The 18,165-nt window shown below is 40.9% G+C and carries 13 protein-coding genes; 2 read left to right on the top strand and 11 right to left on the bottom strand.

The features are described 5' to 3' along the window. Positions 1-81: 81 nt before the first annotated feature. The 7 genes from IEY48_RS12030 to IEY48_RS12000 all read right to left on the bottom strand — a co-directional run bounded on the left by IEY48_RS12030 (position 82) and on the right by IEY48_RS12000 (position 11,044). Positions 82-375: a hypothetical protein gene (locus IEY48_RS12030; protein WP_188920623.1), complete on the bottom strand. Its 294-nt coding sequence runs from the start codon at positions 373-375 to the stop codon at positions 82-84. A gap of 171 nt (positions 376-546) precedes the next feature. Beyond that, on the bottom strand, positions 547-993 hold the full coding sequence (locus IEY48_RS12025; protein WP_188920621.1) for a GyrI-like domain-containing protein: 447 nt from the start codon (positions 991-993) through the stop codon (positions 547-549). A gap of 623 nt (positions 994-1,616) precedes the next feature. After that, positions 1,617-2,570: an alpha-E domain-containing protein gene (locus tag IEY48_RS12020; protein WP_188920619.1), complete on the bottom strand. Its 954-nt coding sequence runs from the start codon at positions 2,568-2,570 to the stop codon at positions 1,617-1,619. 1 nt (position 2,571) lies between these two features. Beyond that, positions 2,572-4,026 (bottom strand): circularly permuted type 2 ATP-grasp protein, encoded by a 1,455-nt coding sequence (locus IEY48_RS12015; protein WP_188920617.1) that lies wholly within the window; start codon positions 4,024-4,026, stop codon positions 2,572-2,574. 65 nt (positions 4,027-4,091) lie between these two features. Further along, positions 4,092-4,970 carry a transglutaminase family protein gene (locus IEY48_RS12010; RefSeq protein WP_188920615.1) on the bottom strand — a complete coding sequence of 293 codons (879 nt, stop codon included), beginning with the start codon at positions 4,968-4,970 and terminating at the stop codon, positions 4,092-4,094. Beyond that, positions 4,967-7,525 (bottom strand): circularly permuted type 2 ATP-grasp protein, encoded by a 2,559-nt coding sequence (locus tag IEY48_RS12005; protein WP_229786426.1) that lies wholly within the window; start codon positions 7,523-7,525, stop codon positions 4,967-4,969. Before IEY48_RS12005 ends, IEY48_RS12010 begins: the two co-directional genes overlap by 4 nt. Before the next feature lie 207 nt (positions 7,526-7,732). Continuing rightward, positions 7,733-11,044 (bottom strand): transglutaminase family protein, encoded by a 3,312-nt coding sequence (locus IEY48_RS12000; protein ID WP_188920612.1) that lies wholly within the window; start codon positions 11,042-11,044, stop codon positions 7,733-7,735. A gap of 761 nt (positions 11,045-11,805) precedes the next feature. Here IEY48_RS12000 and IEY48_RS11995 point away from each other — a divergent pair. Both IEY48_RS11995 and IEY48_RS11990 read left to right on the top strand, forming a co-directional pair. Beyond that, the gene (locus IEY48_RS11995) at positions 11,806-12,264 is read left to right on the top strand and encodes a GDSL-type esterase/lipase family protein (protein ID WP_188920610.1); all 459 of its coding nucleotides are present in this window, start codon (positions 11,806-11,808) and stop codon (positions 12,262-12,264) included. 227 nt (positions 12,265-12,491) lie between these two features. Then, complete coding sequence (locus IEY48_RS11990; protein ID WP_188920608.1) at positions 12,492-12,761, top strand: hypothetical protein; 270 nt, start codon at positions 12,492-12,494, stop codon at positions 12,759-12,761. A gap of 500 nt (positions 12,762-13,261) precedes the next feature. Here IEY48_RS11990 and IEY48_RS11985 read toward each other — a convergent pair whose 3' ends face one another. The 4 genes from IEY48_RS11985 to IEY48_RS11970 all read right to left on the bottom strand — a co-directional run bounded on the left by IEY48_RS11985 (position 13,262) and on the right by IEY48_RS11970 (position 18,117). Further along, complete coding sequence (locus tag IEY48_RS11985; RefSeq protein ID WP_188920606.1) at positions 13,262-14,935, bottom strand: methyl-accepting chemotaxis protein; 1,674 nt, start codon at positions 14,933-14,935, stop codon at positions 13,262-13,264. A 341-nt stretch (positions 14,936-15,276) separates the two neighbouring features. Further along, entirely contained in the window at positions 15,277-16,959 is a 1,683-nt protein-coding gene (locus IEY48_RS11980) for an ABC1 kinase family protein (protein WP_188920604.1), read from the bottom strand. Between the two features lie 11 nt (positions 16,960-16,970). After that, the gene (locus IEY48_RS11975; protein ID WP_188920602.1) at positions 16,971-17,651 is read right to left on the bottom strand and encodes a DUF6781 family protein; all 681 of its coding nucleotides are present in this window, start codon (positions 17,649-17,651) and stop codon (positions 16,971-16,973) included. Positions 17,652-17,772: 121 nt separating this feature from the next. Further along, complete coding sequence (locus tag IEY48_RS11970) at positions 17,773-18,117, bottom strand: carboxymuconolactone decarboxylase family protein (RefSeq protein ID WP_229786425.1); 345 nt, start codon at positions 18,115-18,117, stop codon at positions 17,773-17,775. Positions 18,118-18,165 lie beyond the last annotated feature (48 nt).

The raw sequence follows: 18,165 nt of genomic DNA, 5'->3' as shown, positions 1-18,165 counted from the left end.
AGGGGACATCCTTTAAAGGTTGCCATACCGCCTCTTTGGAACATAAATACGCACTCGCTCATTAATTGAGTATATCGGGAGTTAATCCAATAGATTGCGCAATATAATCATGATGAAGAGGCCCGCTTGAAAAGAGTATGCAAGCTGACATTGAGTAAATTTAACACCGTCAGATTTATCTATCGAACCACGAAAATAGATGTGGCCTCGCTTTAAGCTGTTAACTAACTGATATTCTAAAAAGATTAGCAGACACACTAACCCCAAATATGTCAAAAACTGACTCACAGGGCCTGTTGAAATAATCGCGACATTGCTGAAAAACAGCATCGTCACTATCATGCCTAAAAAATGGCCTATCACAATCGTAAACATCTATTTTCCTCTGCAACATCGACAAGCTAAATTGTGTCCGCTGATGGCAATTGACTGCGGCATGACTACTGTAAACATCAGCCAGTTATTGTTATAAAAAATCCACAGAGTCCAAATGACCTCCTATATCGATAAACAATAACTCAAAAGCTCGAGCTCAAATGCACTCGCTTAACCATGCTTAACAGAGATAAAGAGTTCTACTTCATTTTCATTGATATAGTGTTCAAAGTCTGTTGTATAAGCCCTTTTCAGCTGACAAGTATTATTATCAAAATATTCCCAAACTTCGCCCCATAAATCGATAATGGCTTGAGGCATTTCTCCTGTGCCTTTAAACACCAAATACTCACCAGATTGAATCTGAAATGACGCAAGATCTCCAGCTGTTAGTTTGTCTGAACATGCTACAACATCAAAGCGGCCCATGTGATCTGACTCATAATGGGTATAAAGACCGAATACATTTGAGCCTTGAGTGAGATTTGATGCTAACTGTTCATAAAACTGTTGCCAAAGCGCACCAATTTTGGCCGTAGAGGGTGACATTTCAGATGAGTTATCTGTCCGTATCGAGATGCCTTTCACGTCCATATTGTCGAGATTAACGATATTCATTTTTCGTCCTTGAACCATATTTTAGTTTTGTTGTATTGGATTGTTTTATGACGCCAATCAGGATTTTGTGTATCCCCATACCATTGCCAATAAAGACGTTGATTAAGTGATTAGATAAAATAACTCAAGCAACTCAAAAACCGCATTTAGTCGTTGCTAACCTAGAGTAATCGGCACATTAAATCAATGATGCAGTCGCTGAGAGTGAAGGCATTTAAGGTTAATACCAATTCCATTAATTATGTGACCAATCAGAGTCACTCAGATTGTTCAGTTTGAGGCGCATTGTTGAAATAATGGTTATTCCCTTCTAAGGCAATGCAACAAAGAAATGAACGGTCTGAGAGCCTCCTGCAAGGCGGGTTTCTGTGCCTTCTATGCTGCTTAATAGCATTTTGACGTACGACTGCATGGATGCAGGAGGTAGAGCAACGCAGGAGCAGTTGCCGAGAGCAACTATGCCTACAATTCTATTATTTGCCTAGAAGGCACAGAACTCCCGCTGAATGACCAGATAATTAATGGAATTGGTATAATATCAGGATATGAAGTACTAGATGACAAACATAATATACGAGCGCCAGTATCGTTTTACTGGCGCGGTATGTCGGTAAACGGATTGACTAACTTTGTGATTGAGATTGTGTTTGAGAAGGCGATTTTAAGAAATAGGACTCAGCCAATGCGTTATGAATAGCGGCTAACTTTATTTGGATTTCATCAACGTAATTATGCAAAAAGCCATTTTTAAGGTCTCTAACGTTCTTTTCCTTCAAATCATGTCTCGCGTTATCAATAATGGCAATTATTTCTGTCGAATTAAGCAGTGGTTCAACTAACGATTTCATTTCATTGAGGCAAAATAATATTGAGCGTGGAAACACTTCGCTGTGCATCACAAACTCAATCACATCAGCACGTTGCACTCTTACCCCCATTTCTTGACGGTACATTTGATACGCACTTAATGAGCGCAATAAACTGATCCATTGAATATTTTCATAGGGCTTTGCTTCTTCATTGGTAATGAGTGTTTCTGAGCGAATATCTAAAATTCGCGATGACATATCTGCTCGTTCAATGATTGAGCCAAATTGAATAAAAATATAACCGTTGTCATGATTAATCGTCGCATTCAACGTACCAAATATAAGATGCGCAGACTCAATAATCTTTTTTAAATAAGCAAAACGGCCACGCTTACTCAGGCCTTCACTTTGATTATTTTTAACATAATAATATAACGAGTTAATCTCTTCCCAAACATCTCTTGGTATGACATCTCTAATGGTTCGAGCGCTTTCTCGCGCTGATATAATGGAGTTTAAGATTGAAGAGGGGTTATCTTTACCGATTAATAAGTATTTGAGTGCTTTTGCCTCTGAGAAGTCGGCATTGTTTTCTAAATAAGCTTGTCGTGCACCAATAATATCAATTAAGGGTCCCCAGCCAGTACAAACACCTTTTGGTAAGTCCAGCAACAGCATATTGTTTACATTAATCACCCGCGCGACATTTTCCGCACGTTCAATATAACGAGACACCCAATATAAGGTTTCACCTACTCTTGATAGCATATTATTCCGCCTCTTCGTCAACAATCCATGTGTCTTTACTGCCGCCACCTTGAGATGAATTCACCACTAATGATCCTTTATTCATCGCGACACGAGTTAACCCGCCAGTAGTGACTTGAACGTCTTTACCCGATGATAAAATAAAGGGTCGTAAATCAACATGGCGTCCGTCGGGTTCTGGGCCGTCGAACGTCGGCACGGTAGATAAACTTAACGTAGGTTGGGCAACCCAATTACGTGGGTCTGCTTTAATTTGTTCAATACAAGTTTGTTGTTCTTTTTTGGTGGATTTAGGCCCAATTAATAAGCCATATCCCCCAGATTCATTTGCAGGTTTAACGACTAACTTATCAATGTTCTTGATGACATAATCGCATTCTTTTTTATCCAGGCATTTATAGGTTGGTACATTAGCAATTTTAGGTTCTTCATTAAGGTAATACTTAATAATTTCTGGCACATAGGCATATACCACCTTATCGTCTGCCACCCCTGCGCCTGGCGCATTCACTAAGGCGACATTCCCTTTAGACCACGCACGCATTAACCCAGGTACCCCTAATTGAGAATCAGGTAAAAACACTTCAGGGTCTAAAAATAGATCATCGATACGACGATAAATCACATCTACACGTTGCAAACCGGTAATGGTTCGCATGTAGACACAATCATCTTTTTCAACCACCAAATCTCGGCCTTCGACTAATTCGCAGCCCATTTCTTGAGCAAGATAGCAATGTTCAAAATAGGCAGAGTTAAACACCCCAGGGGTTAATACAACCACTTCAGGTTTGTCCTGCGGACGAGGCGACATAGCGGCTAACATATCAAACAATTGCGAGGGATAATCATCGATAGGCAAAATAGACATTTGCTCAAATAACTCAGGAAAAACCCGCTTCATGACTGAGCGGTTCTCAAGCATATATGAGACACCAGAAGGAACGCGTAAGTTATCTTCTAGTACATACACAGTGCCCTTACCGTCACGAACTAAATCTGAACCGCAAATATGCGCCCAAATTTTATTTGGCGGATTAATCCCGACACACTGTTGACGAAAATTTACCGACTTTTCGAGTAAGTCTCTTGGAAATACACCGTCTTTAATGATTTTTTGATCATGGTACAAATCATCAATAAATAGGTTTAACGCTTCTACACGTTGCTTTAAACCCAGTTCGACTTTTTGCCATTCATTTTTGCCAATCGTACGAGGGATAATATCAAAAGGCCAAGCTCTATCTATCATGCTACCTTCATTATAAACCGTGAAGGTAATACCCATTTCTTTAATGGCTAAGTCGGCCACTGATCTCGCTTTACTTAATTCATCTTTTGAAAGATTGGCAAAAAACTGAGCTAATTTTTGTCCGTGTAATCTGACGTTTCCTTGTCCGTCAATTAATTCATCAAAAAAACCTTTGGTGTTGTACGCTTTCCAATCAATTATCATACACTTCCGCCTATAAACCATTAAGTCATACCGAATATGAATTGATAGGATTGATGCTAATTAATCTAATCTAATCTAATCATATCCACTGCTACACCAAGTAGCTGATTACCACCACCAAATACCACTCCTTTAAGAGGGGTGACATCAGAAAAATCACGACCGAACGCTAAAGTAATATGTTGTTCTTTAGGTAATACATTGTTTGTTGGATCAAAATCGACCCAACCAAAATTAGGGACAAACACCGCAAACCAGGCATGGGTGGCATCAGCGCCTTCTAATTTTTCTTCACCTTCTGGAGGTAATGTTTCGATATAGCCACTCACATACCGTCCCGCTAACCCCATGCTACGTAAACACGCTAACGCAAAGTGGGCAAAATCCTGACAAACGCCCTTTTTTTGTGCAAATACAACACTTAAAGGTGTGCTTATGGTTGTAAAACCTGGATCATATAAAAACTCATGAAAAATTCGTGCCATTAAATCTTTGCAGGCAGAAATTAAACTCACGCCGGGTTTAAATGACACCAACGCATAAGCTTTAACCATCTCATCGATTGGCGTATGTTGAGATGGCATGACAAATTCGGATGCTTTTAACAATTCATGTGTTGTCGGTTTATTTAATAAATCGCGAGCCTTAGTCCAAGGCATATCCACTTTAGTTAAATTGTCATTGCTACTGACTAATAATTCGACTTCACTGACCATGGTTACTGTGAGCATATTATGTTGCTGAGTGATCTCAAACACTGTGACGGTATTATCAAAGTAATCGGTAAATTGCTGTATGTAACTCGATGGAGGGGTAATTTCAATTCGACTGCTATGGCAAATTTGGCCACGAATAGTTTTTGGCGTTAATCGAGCATGATTCTGACACAAACTAACAAAGTCAGCATATTGATATGTAGTTGAGTGTTTAATTTTATATTTCACGACTGAATTTGCTCAATATTAGACCAGTTTAATTTACTGGCCGTTTGGGTATGAGAGAAATATTGCACTAGCAATACATCACAAAACGTATTTAAATTGGTTCGAATATTATGGCTAAACTCCATTAACTGCTTACGCTGCCCCTCGACACTGTGTTGTAAATAATCTTTCTCTGTTAAATAACACGTAGTTTTAGAGAGCAAAATGGCTTTTTCATGTGCCGATATCACCCCAGGGCGCCGTTTAATCGGCAGGTTTTGGCAAAGTAAATCAATTTGTTCTAATTGATATAATAATGAACGCGGATATTCAGCATCTAACATCAATAATTCGATACCGGTTCCAATGCTTTGGTACATGCGATAACGACGTTTGTGAGTGACCAAACTCACCTGGCAACTCAATACCGCTTCTAATATGGCAAGTTCTTCTGTTTCAAGGGTTTCTTCAGACAACAAGGTTGCAGTGAGTGAGTTAATTTGAATACTGCGTTCAACTCTGCGGCCGATTTCTAACATAAACCAACCATTACTATTAGGCATACAATCAGTAATAGAGCCGTTAAATGCCATAATAGACCCAATGATCTGATCTAAGCTGCTTTGCATCCCGCGAGCAGAAATATTAACCGCTACGCGTTTAAGCTTTTGAATTTGATCATTAATGTCTTCAATAATTCGGCGGCTGTCATTGGATAACAGCTCTTGTATTTGCAACGTTGCATTAAACAAATATGTTAGGGTATTAATAATACTCCCTGGACATTGTTCATCTGCAAGTAATTGAAAAGCCATTTGTTTAGCCTGCTTAGGCTCGTATTCATCAGCAATGTCGGTGGGCTCAATATAAGGGTACACAATATGCTGAGACTTAATGGCACTTAATAATCGCGTGACAATATTTCGGCGCATAGTACTGGGATAAATAGCCAGCTCAGTATATCTGTCGATAAAAATACGTAAGATGCGAATCGTGTTTTCACTGCGTTCAAGATAACGTCCCAGCCAAAATAAATGCTCTGCGGTGCGGCTCGACACCACCCCTTCTAGTAGAGTCACATCCATTCTTTTTTTCACGGGAGCAGGTATATTATGAGCACCCGCCACAAGGTTATCTACAGCATTTATCCAGGTGTCTTTAAGCCAACCCGACACACTTGGGTCTTTATCGTTTTCATTAGAAAAACATAAGGCTGAAGGCAGTACTTCTACGCCATTTTCTGTGGTTAATGCATAGCATCTAAACACCACAGGCTTGGCCACCAGCTTACCTTCACTCCAAAAAGGTGCGCAGCTAAATACTGGCTTCTCTTGAAAAAAGTACGCATCAGGATGTTCATTAATTGCAGCTCGAATTTTATCTACTTCACTCGCGCCATCGAGTTTAAAATGTTTATCGTTATAACTGACTAATTCAAGCAAACTCCAATCGAGTGTTTTGGCTTGTTCAAGGTCATAATGACTCGGCTCGCCAATCAACAAAGGCTCGTTTAAAAGATGCTGAGACAACTCATCGAGACGACATTGAATCGCGGGTGATGACAATACGCCGCTGCCAAATGGGTTTAACACTTTAACCGTGCCTTCTCGTACTGCTTGAAGTAGCCCAGGGATCCCGTGGAGTGAGTATTCAGTTTGCTCTAATGAATCAATACTGCGATCCGGTATCCACCGAAGGATCACGTTTATTTTACCTAAGCCAGGTAACGACTTTAAACACACTTCACCATGACGCACGGTTAAATCGGCACTTTGTACCAGGGTATAACCAAAGTAAGTTGATAAAAATGCGTGTTCGTTATAATTAGGGTCATCAACACCTTGGGTAAGGATCACAATCCTTGGGTCATCCATGTAGCGGGTATATTCGTTGATTGCATCGGTAAATCGTTTCAAAAAGCCTTTAATTTGTTGAACATTGCATTCGGCAAATTCTTCGGCCATCACACGCCGTGCAATAATACGGCTTTCGAGCAACAACCCTAACCCCAATGGACATTGGCAATGATCGACTAATACTTTAAATTCGCCAGACGGAGCGCGATAAATATCCAATGCGGTAAAAAACAGTTTGAGTTCATTTTGAGGCAGATTAAACCCTTCTCGCAGGTAGTTATTATCTTTAAATAATTGCTGCGCAGGAATATGTCCATCGAGCAATAATTTTTGCTCGCCATAAATATCTTGCTGAATTTTATTGAGTAATAATGTCCTTTGCTTTATGCCTGCTTCCAATAGAGCCCAGTCATTTTTGGAAAACATAAAAGGTAGCGGATCAAAATGCCATTTTTGGTTTCTGTCGAGTTTAATATTGCCATTTTGGAATAGTTGGCTGATTTCGATAGCGCGCTCGCTGACATCTTCTGCTGTTAAGCTAGATAATCCATTGAACAAGGTGTCCCAATGATCTGGACTCTTACCACTGTGATTGGCGAGTTCGTCATGAGCATGTGATGTATTTAGGTATTTAAAAAGCCAGTCAGGCAATTCAGCCATAGTGCTATTGTTAATATACAATTGAACGCGCTCCGTTTTAACATCAATAATCACACTCATCTAAGATAAACCGTGATAAATGCATGGGGTCACGAGGGTCTGTTGCGTCGGTGAATTGCTGCCCAAAAGTATGGCAATAACCATCTTGTCACAAATGCAGGGTCAAAAACCAATGATATTTGGCCCTGCAACTATGACAAATCGACCGCCCCTGTATCATTCCACTTTAAGATTATTTACGGTGGAATGATACAAATATCGCTATGATTACTTAAACTTAGGTTGTCGGCGTAAATCCAGGGTATTAGGGTAATCAGGATTAATACTTTCAACCTCTGGTACAACAAATTCACTGACCTTTTCAGCGGCCTCAAATCGGTGGGTTACAGCCGATGGCAGCCAACTAGGCAGATCCGAGGGTAATATCGATGGCGTGTGCCCATGCTCCCAAAATCTTGCCACTCTGCGCCCTTCTGCTTCAAAGGCATTAACAGGCAATGTTTCAGGATTTCGCCCTCCCGCATGGCTAACATGATAGACAAAACCGCCTAACGACCGACCTTCCCAGGTATCAATCAAATCAAAAACCAGCGGAGCATGTACGCCAATGGTTGGGTGTAACGCTGATGGTGGCTGCCAGGCTCGATATCGAATGCCGGCAAACTGTTCATCTTTAGCGTTACCTTTAACCGGTTTGAGTGGCACATGACGGCCATTACAGGTCACCACATAACGATCGCCAATACTGCCTTGTACTTTTATTTGCACTCTTTCTAATGACGAATCAACATACCTTGCAGTGCCAGAAGCACTCGCCTCTTCACCGAGTACGTGCCAGGGTTCAATTGCGGTTCTTAACTCTAGTGTCACGTTATCAAGCTCACGTGTACCACATACCGGAAATCTAAATTCAAAAAATGGATTTAACCAGTTAAATTGAAACTGAAAACCATCTTGTTGTAAGTCTCTACAGACTTGTGCTAAATCGTTTTCGACATATTGTGGTAATAAGTATTTGTCGTGTAACTCAGTTCCCCAGCGGATCAGCGGCTTGTGATAAGGCTTTTTCCAAAACCAGGCCAACAAGGTGCGCAGCAATAGCATTTGCACTAGGCTCATTTGTTCATGAGGCGGCATTTCAAAGCCCCTAAACTCTACGATGCCTAAACGACCTGTAGATGAGTCTGGTGAATATAATTTATCGATACAAAATTCAGCTCGGTGCGTATTACCGGTTAAATCAACTAATAAATGCCGTAATAAGCGGTCAACTAACCAAGGTTGGGGCACCTCGCCTTCTGGCATATGTGAAAATGCAATCTCTAGCTCATAGAGCACTTCATCACGTGCCTCATCAACACGAGGGGCTTGGCTGGTTGGCCCAATGAACAAACCTGAGAATAAATACGACAAGCCAGGGTGATGCTGCCAGTAAGTGATAAAGCTGCGTAAAATATCAGGTCGACGCAAAAAAGGACTTTGGTCGGGTGTTTCGCCGCCTAACGTCACATGGTTACCGCCACCGGTACCTGTATGGCGACCATCGGCCATAAACTTATCAGTGCCTAAGCGGGATGCTTTTGCTAATCCATATAAGGTGGTGGTCCTTTCAACTAACTGCTCCCAAGAATTCGATGGGTGAATGTTCACCTCAATCACACCTGGGTCGGGTGTTACAGCGTATTTTTCGATTCGACTGTCTTTAGGTGGACTATAACCTTCAATCACCACCGGCATGCTAAGCGCTTTTGCTGCCGCTTCAATGGCATTTAATAAGTCCATATAGTGTTCAAAATGGCTGGTTGGTGGCATAAAGATATATAAACGCCCTTCTCTTACCTCAAAGGCCAGCGCGGTTTTAATCATCTCTTTGCCAATAAAGCCTTTTTTGACTTTTTTCGCCTTTGTAAAAGAATCAGGAATATCATAAGGATCGCGGTCAATAATATTACCCGACCACTCAAGGCTGTCTAATGGTAAGCGATAACCTAATGGCGACTCTCCGGGGAGTAAAAAGCAATGGCCACGCTTAAATTCCCAAGTGCAAGATTGCCAACAATGACGTTTATCATGCCATTGCAGTGGCACCACATATCCAACAGGTTTTTCAATGCCACGTTCCATTTTTTCGAGTAAGCCTTTACGGCTCATGGCATGCAGCAACTCTGGTTGCTTGGGGCCTATTTCAACCGGTAATGAGGCTTCTTGCCATAAATGGTAGAGAATGTCTTCGTACACTGTGGTTAAGGCTTTATTATCAATGCCGATCAGTTCGCAAAATGTCTCTGCGAATCGTTTGGTGTCGGTATGATCTAATTTATAATCTTTGTTTGGATCAGCGAGTAGACTCGCATCTTGCCATAATGCTACGCCGTCTTTACGCCAATAACACGCGTATTGCCAGCGCGGTAAAGGCTCGCCTGGATACCATTTCCCTTGGCCATAATGGGTAAAACCACCCTGGGTAAACACTTTATTCATTTCGACAAATAGATTTTGAGCTAATGCCCTTTTTTCTTTACCGTCGGCTTCAGTATTCCATTGCGGGTGTTCCATATCATCAATAGAAATAAACGTCGGCTCACCGCCCATGGTCAAATGTATGCCGTATTCATCATAGGCTTTATCAACTTGTAAGCCGAGACGATTAATTGATGTCCACTGCGTTTCTGAATAAGGTTTAGTTACCCGCGGGTCTTCATGTACACGAGTCACTTTATTATAAAAACTGAACTCTGATTCACAGTCATCGATCCCGCCCGTCACTGGTGCGGCGGCGCTAGGTTCGGGAGTACATGCAAGCGGAATATGGCCTTCTCCGGCAAACAAACCAGAGGTAGGGTCAAGCCCAATCCAGCCAGCTCCTGGGATATACACTTCAGTCCAAGCATGTAAATCAGTGAAGTCTTGCTCTGGACCGCTTGGGCCATCTAACGATTTTTGATCTGAGGTTAATTGCACTAAATAACCAGAAACAAAGCGCGAAGCTAATCCTAAATGACGAAACAGCTGCACTAATAACCAGGCTGAGTCACGGCATGAACCCGATTGCTTAGTCAGGGTATCATTTGGGGTTTGTACACCGGGTTCAAGACGAATGCCATAATCCACTAAATCATAAATGGCCTGGTTAACGGCAACCAAAAAATCGACACTTCGCAGCGGCTTTTTAGGTTGTAATGACTCGATAAGTTCTTGAAATTTTTTGCTGGGTTTGCGTTTTTTTAAATAGAGGCTAAGTTCGGCTTTTGTGACCGCATCATAAACAAATGGAAACTCTTCTGCGTAGTCTTCTAAGAAAAAATCGAAAGGGTTAATCACCGTCATTTCAGCCACTAAATCAACGGTAAAACTAAACTCTTTAGTGGGTTGATTGAACACTACCCGCGCCTGATAGTTACCAAAAGGATCTTGCTGCCAATTAATGTAATGATCTTCAGGAATGATTTTTAAAGAGTAACTTTTAATCTTAGTACGGCAGTGCGGTGCTGGGCGTAAGCGGAATATGTGCGGCCCCATATTCACTAACCGATCGTACTTATACTGAGTATGGTGCGCTATACCAACTGTAATTGTCATCAATAAATCCCTCTTTAATAATGTGCAACCATATAAAAACCCTAAAACACGTCGTATCCTATTGTTGCTCTAGCAATATTTATTCCAATTAAATAAAGGCAATTACGCTGTTGAATCGTGTAAATAAGTCTTCTGGGCAAGTATTCGCTTTACAAAAATGTTAAAAATAAATGCGCAGTTCTAACATAGTGCAGCAAGCGCACCAAATAAGTACTATTTCCTGTAAATCAAACAGTAACCGAACATTGCATTTAAAGAAAGCCTATATGAAAACCGCTCACATTAAGATGTGAATTTTACAAAGTTAAGCATATTATCACCTTTGTGTTAGTGGGCGACTAATTGTACGGAAATAAAAACAATCAATGTTTACTGGTGGTTTACAGGTTACATTAGGTATCGTTTTTGCCTGTGACTTGCTTTCACTTAAATTTAAGGCTTTCGTATAACTCTTTATTTTTCCAATGACTGGCTTAGCCTCTTGCAAACCAACAACTGCTGATGATAACGCAAGAAATCGTTCTGCTGCTCACCTTTGTCACTGAGATTAGCGCTGCTGAAAACTGATGTAATCTGGGGTTTTAGGCTCGTCGCTATTTTAGCGATAACTGGGTTTATTTTTTACCCTATAAATGCCTTAACTTTTCTGATGAACCGCTTTGAATACGATTGCAGCACATTTTTAATTAATTTTTTAAGGCTAGAATAAAATTAACTTCATTATGTGATCACTCGATCACTTTCATTATTAAAGAGCTAACATGGCATATCAATTAAAAAAAACTCGTCATTGTGTATGGCAAAAAATGATTAATGTCTCACTACTGTTAATGTTGACTATCATGTGTAGTCCGTCTTTTAGTGAGCCCTTGCAACAAATACCTTTTCAATCTGAATGGTTAAAGAACCATTACAATGACCGCATGACAATGTTTAATTTACAGCCTTTAGAAGCGGGAGATATTGTATTTATTGGTGATAGCATTACCGAACAAGGCATGAGTTGGGGACGACGTTTTGGTGATTTAGCGGTACGAAACCGCGGTATAAAAGGTGATATGACCTATGGCGTACTGGCACGCTTAGAAGAAATGAAAGCTAATCCGCCAAAATCCGTGTTCATCATGATAGGAATTAATGACATTTTTAATTTGTATTATCAGCAAAAAATCAAAAGCTTATCTTCAGTCAGCCTCAACATTGAAAAGATTACAGAGTAGATACATCAAGCCTTGCCAACTACTCGCATTTACGTGCAAAGCCTGTTGCCAGACTATAGAGATTTCATTACAGCGTTAGCGCATTCAGTCAAACTACAGGTCAAACAAATTAACGATAAAAAGTTTACCTATATAGATCTTCACGGAGTATTTTTAACTCCTCAGGGCACATTAAATCCAAAATTTACCACTGACGGGGCACATTTGAACCGTGAAGGCTATGAGCTTTGGAAACAACAATTACTTCCATACATGGAAACACTTTAATGAAACTTTTGCTTATTATCATTTTTTTGATTTTTGTAACACCAGTTAATTCAGCTGAATTAACTTATCCTAACGGAGCTAAAAAGGCGGTTATTTTTAATTATGATGATGGCTTAGTCCAAGATAAAGAACTCATTCAATTATTCAATCAATACAAGCTCGTTGGCACGTTTAACTTAAACTCTGGTCTTTTTGGAAAGCAAGCGCCTTGGCTAGAGGGGGTTCATTGATTTTACTTTGACGGCAAACGAGTCAAATACCCTGCATAAGCAAGAATGCTCGCCCATCTATATCACTGGCGGGAGGTTCAAATGTGTTATGTACTTTTATTCGCTATAAACCCAAAAACAGCTTGATTTAAGCATTGTTTGTTTTATTCAACATGGTTACTGACATGAACCCTAGAACAGGGAGTATCACCAATGTTAAAAATTGTGGGGCATCTAAAATAGCTGCCGATAAAATAGCCGCCGCCCACATAAGACTAATAGCTGTACTTTTTTTATTGCATATTTTCATAATAACCACCATCAAGAGTTGATTGAAGCAACTAACAACTTAACAGCTATTTTGTTTGTTGCAAACTTTAAGGTATCACTGTTAAAGCACATAACAGCTTATCAAAACCAAGCCATATATGGCCATGTTCTCATTCCAGTACCCCCATATCATGACTCATCATATGGGGGGTTACATTTTTACTTGCACGAGCTTAATAAACTGATGAATATTATGTTTTAAAATGTCCAACCAACTCATTTAATTGACTACCTGAATTGGCCAATGAAGAGCTAATTGTTGCAGCTTTCTCTAAGTCATCATTCAATTCAAACACAATCTCTTGGATATGGGTCAAGTTAGTCGTGATATCTTCAGCCACAACACTCTGTTCTTCTGCTGCAGCTGTAGTTTGCATCCCCATATCATGAATGTCAGCAACCACTTTTTGGATGTCGGATAGTCGTGTTTGTATGACAGATGAGTCTTGGATTGTTTGTTCGCCGCGTTGTTGGCTAGTAGACATTGTGGTCACGGCGTCTTTAACACCCACTTGCAAATTAATCAGCATCTCATTAATTTCTTGGGTACTGGTTTGGGTTCTGCTTGCAAGCGTACGAACTTCATCTGCAACAACCGCAAAGCCTCGCCCTTGTTCGCCCGCTCTAGCCGCTTCAATTGCAGCGTTCAGTGCCAAAAGATTAGTTTGTTCTGCAATACTACCAATAACATCAGTCACACTGGTAATGCGATCTGTTTGGTCACTTAATGATTTTATCGCATCAGAGGTGGTATTCACCTCTGAAACAAGCTGATTAATACTTTCAATCGCTTTAAACACTTCTTGTTGAGCACTACTTATCTCATTATTAGCGGCGCTAATGGCAACTGACGTCGTATTGGTATTATTGGCAACTTCCTTCGCGGTTGCAGACATCTCAGTAATCGCCGACACCACCTTTTCTGTTTCCTGGCTATGCATATGCATGGTTTTCACAGAGTTACTGGTTTGTGAATCTAGGCTTTTTGCCGCTTGTTGTACTGCAACCGAGCTGTTTTTTACTTTGTCTATTATGGGTTGTAACGTATCCATAAACTGATTGAATGCATCACCTAGTTCAGCAAGTTCATCTTTACCTTGAGTTTGCAGGCGACCGGTTAAGTCACCATTACCATGGGCAATTTCATTGAGTTTATCTAGCATTGTATTTAACGGGGTAAGAGAGCGATTAACCACAATAATCACAATCACAGCGGTAATAACTAACCCCAAAATGGCAACCATAATAGCAAAACTCAAATCTTTCTCTAACAAGGTTTGCCGCTGTTCGATGTATTGAGCAACTTGCTTATCAACGTCATCAACATAAATGCCCGTGCCCAATACCCAATCCCATTTATCTAAGTACTCGGCATATCCCAGTTTTGGTGCCAGGGCATTAATGGAGGGTTTATTCCATGAAAAATTGAGGAATCCATCGCCCTTGGTTGCCGCGTCAATTAATCCGGCAATGACTGGCACCCCATTTTCATCTTTTAGACCGTATAAGTTTTTACCTTCTAACTCAGGTTTTATGGCGTGCAGAGTATTGAGCCCTGTGGAATCATAAGCAAAGAAATAGCCATCATCGGCAAAGCGCATATTTTTAAGGATGATCTTAGCCTGTTGTTTATTATTACCATTCACATCGGCGTCATAAAGAGCTTTAATGGCGGTACGGCCCAAACGCAAATTGGCTTTCAGGAAGGCTTGATTTCTTGCAACCAATTCCTTTTTATAATCAATTGCTTGACCTTCAAGATCCGAAGTGAGATTCAAATAAAAAGTGATAGTAACAAGTAAGGTAATAAGGAATAGTGGTAACATTGTTAATAGCAGTAGCTTCCCGCGACTTTTAAGGTTCATCTTTACTCTCCATTTAAAGAACTGCTAACTATATAGACTATATTTGACACTATTTCTGTAAATTTCTAATTTTTAATCATATTTTAGTTATTTATTGATTTTTAGTCTTTTTACTCCCAGTGATTTACTGTTGTTTATGTGCAATGGTTTATCAATGTCTACGGCTGTATTGTCGGTTCGCGGAATGACGGGATTGTTGGGATTGTTGGGATTGTTGGGATTGTTGGGATTGTTGGGATTGTCAGATTGCTGGATTGTCGGCTTACACGATTGGAAGTAATTTGGCAGGACATCTTTATCTATTGTTATCGTTTGCGAGGGTGCTGACGATTAAAATCAATTTATTTCCACCGTCCACTGGACCAGATAGAGAACAATAACCATATTCCCCCCACTAGCGCACTTATAAACCCCAATATGCCAAATAATGGTAAACCAAATAATGTTGGACCGCCGTCAACTGTCATGACGATAGAGGATCCAATTATCATCGCCGCAACCACATTACCAATAGCCACCCTGCTAGCGGCTCGGTCAAGTTGATTTCCAAAGGTTTTTAACCGTGTGATATCAACATGGAACTGGAATCTTCCTCTACGTGCTGAACGTAACAATTGTTGTAAATCTTGCGGTAATCCAGTTAACAATTCTGTGGCGTCGACAATGGCTTGCCAACCTCTTTTGGCGATGGCATCGGGGGCGGTCCGGTCTAACATAAGCTGATGTAATAAAGGCTTTGCTTCAGACACCATATTAAACTCAGGGTCTAACTGCTGCGCAACACTTTCAAGTATTATCAAGGCTTTAATCAAAATAATGATATCAGGAGGTAAGCTCAGTCCATGCTCTCTGAGCAGTGACATCAGCTCAGTGAGCATCATGCCTAAATGGACGCTTTTTAATGACACACCGTGATATTTATCAATAAACTCTTCAACTTCAAAACTCAAATGTTGACAATTTAACGGAGGGTCGCCAGCCCAATCGAGTAACACATCCACAACTCGAGGAGCATCTAGCTCAACCATACTATGTAACAGTGTGACTACTTGATGACGGCGCTCAAAAGATAAGCGTCCCACCAAACCAAAATCAATAAAAGCAATGTGATTTTCTGGCAAATAAAAAATATTACCTTGGTGAGGATCAGCATGATAAAAACCATCAATTAAAATCATTTTTAATGCCGCTTGTCCTCCATAATGGGCTAGTTGTTTTCTGTCTAAACCCGCCTTCTCCACTGCTGTAATATCTTGGCCAGGAATACCATCAATAAATTGTTGAACATTGACACGTTCACTGCACCACTGCCAATAAATTTTAGGGATAACAATATTAGGATCACCTTCAAAATTTTTGGCGATTCTTTCAGCGTTGCGACACTCGGCTAATAAATCCAATTCCCGCCGCAAAGAATGGGTAAATTGACGAACGACTTCACGCGGTTTAAAACGGCGTAACGCGGTTGACTCAGACTCCATTAACTCAGCAATACGCGCAAGTAATCGCAAATCAGCTTCCATTGACGCTTGAATGCCCGGTCTACGCACCTTAACAATCACCTCAGTACCATCTTGTAATCGAGCTCGATGAACTTGGGCAATAGATGCTGCGGCAAAAGGGGTTGGATCAAACTCGGCAAAAGCGTCGTGTGGGCTACAACCTAAATCGTGTTGTAATTGTTCAATGATTAAATCAAATGGCACCGAAGGTACTTGATTTTGTAACTTTTTAAACTCAGTTGTCCATTCAGAAGAAAACAAATCTGAACGTGTCGCAAGGATCTGGCCGAGCTTAATAAAAGTGGGCCCCATTTCGGTCAATGCATGACAAAACCTAACGGGGGATTCTAGATTGGTGATATCTGGAGCATGCTTCCAATTCAATGCTTTACCGGCATCGTTAACGATATTCGCCAAACCCAGTCTGCGCAGCACATCACCGAAGCCATAACGGATCAAGACCGAAGCGAGTTCATTCAGTCGGCCAATATCTCGTGCAGTACTTAACGTCTCCCACAGCATGGCTCACCTATCTATTTATGTTCGTTTTCTGAAGAGGTAGAGGTTATTTTTTTATCCAAGGTTTGTGCAATCGCCTCAAGAAAGCCTGCCGCCGCATATGCAAGGTTACTGGTGACTTTCGATGCAGAATCAACGCCGGCTGAAACCGTTTCGCTTAATCGTTCACTGAGTTGATCATTTAACAGTTTAGCCGTTTCTGTTGCTTTTTGGCCAATGCCTGTGCCGGTTAAACGACCATGACGAACTAAATCATTGAGGGTTTCCGACACTGTCTCACTTGTCTCTTTAGCCACGTCTTTTAACGTCTCTAAATACATACTTTCAAGGTCATTAAGGTCTTTTATAGCGTGCTGCAAATCTTGTTTACTGAATGTTTTGACGTGGGAACTTGCTTCTTCAATGGCTAATTTGGATGCTTCTGCGGCAGAGCATAATGCATCATCAAGACCCGCAACAGCATTTGCCAACTTGTTTCGCCCATCTGGCCCATGAATAACAGCCCCTAAACCGGCACCTTTGACCACGCGGTGAGTCACTTGAGTAATCTCATCAATATTTAACTTACCGTCACTCAATACGTTAAGGGTAATACGACGAACCTCTTCTCTAATATTATTATCAGCCTCAACCGCATCTTTGATGGCATCTTCGAGAGGTTGATGATGACTTGTTTCACTTTTGACTGTACCCATCACTATTCTCCTACACAATTTAACACTGCTCGGAAAATCCACACAAGAATCGACTCGTTAATCAACTATGGTTAATTCAGTTTTTACTGTGTTGTTGGATTCTGAGTATTAGGTTAGGTTATCACCCCTGCTGTTGATATTGACTTACGGCTTGCATGGCTTCAATACCATAAACCATAGCGGGGCCCCCCCCCATCAGTATGGCTACTGACACGGTTTCAGCAATTTCTTCTTTACTAGCACCTGCCTGCAAAGCGTCATGTACATGAAAGGCAATACACCCTTCGCATCTAACCGTGATCGCTATACCAAGGGCTAAAAGCTCTTTGGTTTTACTGTCCAATGCTCCAGGAGCAATAGATGCCTTATGCAGTTCAGAAAACCCTTTCATGGTCTGAGGAATAGCCACCCCGAGTTTATCCATCCAGGTACTGAGTTCTTTATAACGTTCAGGAAAGTTTGTCATAAGATTGTCTCATGTTGTGTTAGCACTGAACTCATCAGCTAACTAACC

The organism is Shewanella saliphila (assembly GCF_014648295.1).
Lineage (GTDB): Bacteria > Pseudomonadota > Gammaproteobacteria > Enterobacterales > Shewanellaceae > Shewanella > Shewanella saliphila.
Note: the sequence above shows the minus strand (reverse complement) of the source record. Positions and strands in the feature narration are given on the sequence as shown.

What these genes read in the sequence shown, in the direction of transcription:
- IEY48_RS11970 (WP_229786425.1), bottom strand. Translation starts at nt 18,117, where the DNA reads ATGACAAACTTTCCTGAACGTTATAAAGAACTCAGTACCTGGATGGAT.
- IEY48_RS11995 (WP_188920610.1), top strand. Translation starts at nt 11,806, where the DNA reads ATGGCATATCAATTAAAAAAAACTCGTCATTGTGTATGGCAAAAAATG.
- IEY48_RS12015 (WP_188920617.1), bottom strand. Translation starts at nt 4,026, where the DNA reads ATGATAATTGATTGGAAAGCGTACAACACCAAAGGTTTTTTTGATGAA.
- IEY48_RS12020 (WP_188920619.1), bottom strand. Translation starts at nt 2,570, where the DNA reads ATGCTATCAAGAGTAGGTGAAACCTTATATTGGGTGTCTCGTTATATT.
- IEY48_RS12030 (WP_188920623.1), bottom strand. Translation starts at nt 375, where the DNA reads ATGTTTACGATTGTGATAGGCCATTTTTTAGGCATGATAGTGACGATG.
- IEY48_RS11975 (WP_188920602.1), bottom strand. Translation starts at nt 17,651, where the DNA reads ATGGGTACAGTCAAAAGTGAAACAAGTCATCATCAACCTCTCGAAGAT.
- IEY48_RS12025 (WP_188920621.1), bottom strand. Translation starts at nt 993, where the DNA reads ATGAATATCGTTAATCTCGACAATATGGACGTGAAAGGCATCTCGATA.
- IEY48_RS11980 (WP_188920604.1), bottom strand. Translation starts at nt 16,959, where the DNA reads ATGCTGTGGGAGACGTTAAGTACTGCACGAGATATTGGCCGACTGAAT.
- IEY48_RS12000 (WP_188920612.1), bottom strand. Translation starts at nt 11,044, where the DNA reads ATGACAATTACAGTTGGTATAGCGCACCATACTCAGTATAAGTACGAT.
- IEY48_RS11985 (WP_188920606.1), bottom strand. Translation starts at nt 14,935, where the DNA reads ATGAACCTTAAAAGTCGCGGGAAGCTACTGCTATTAACAATGTTACCA.
- IEY48_RS12005 (WP_229786426.1), bottom strand. Translation starts at nt 7,525, where the DNA reads ATGAGTGTGATTATTGATGTTAAAACGGAGCGCGTTCAATTGTATATT.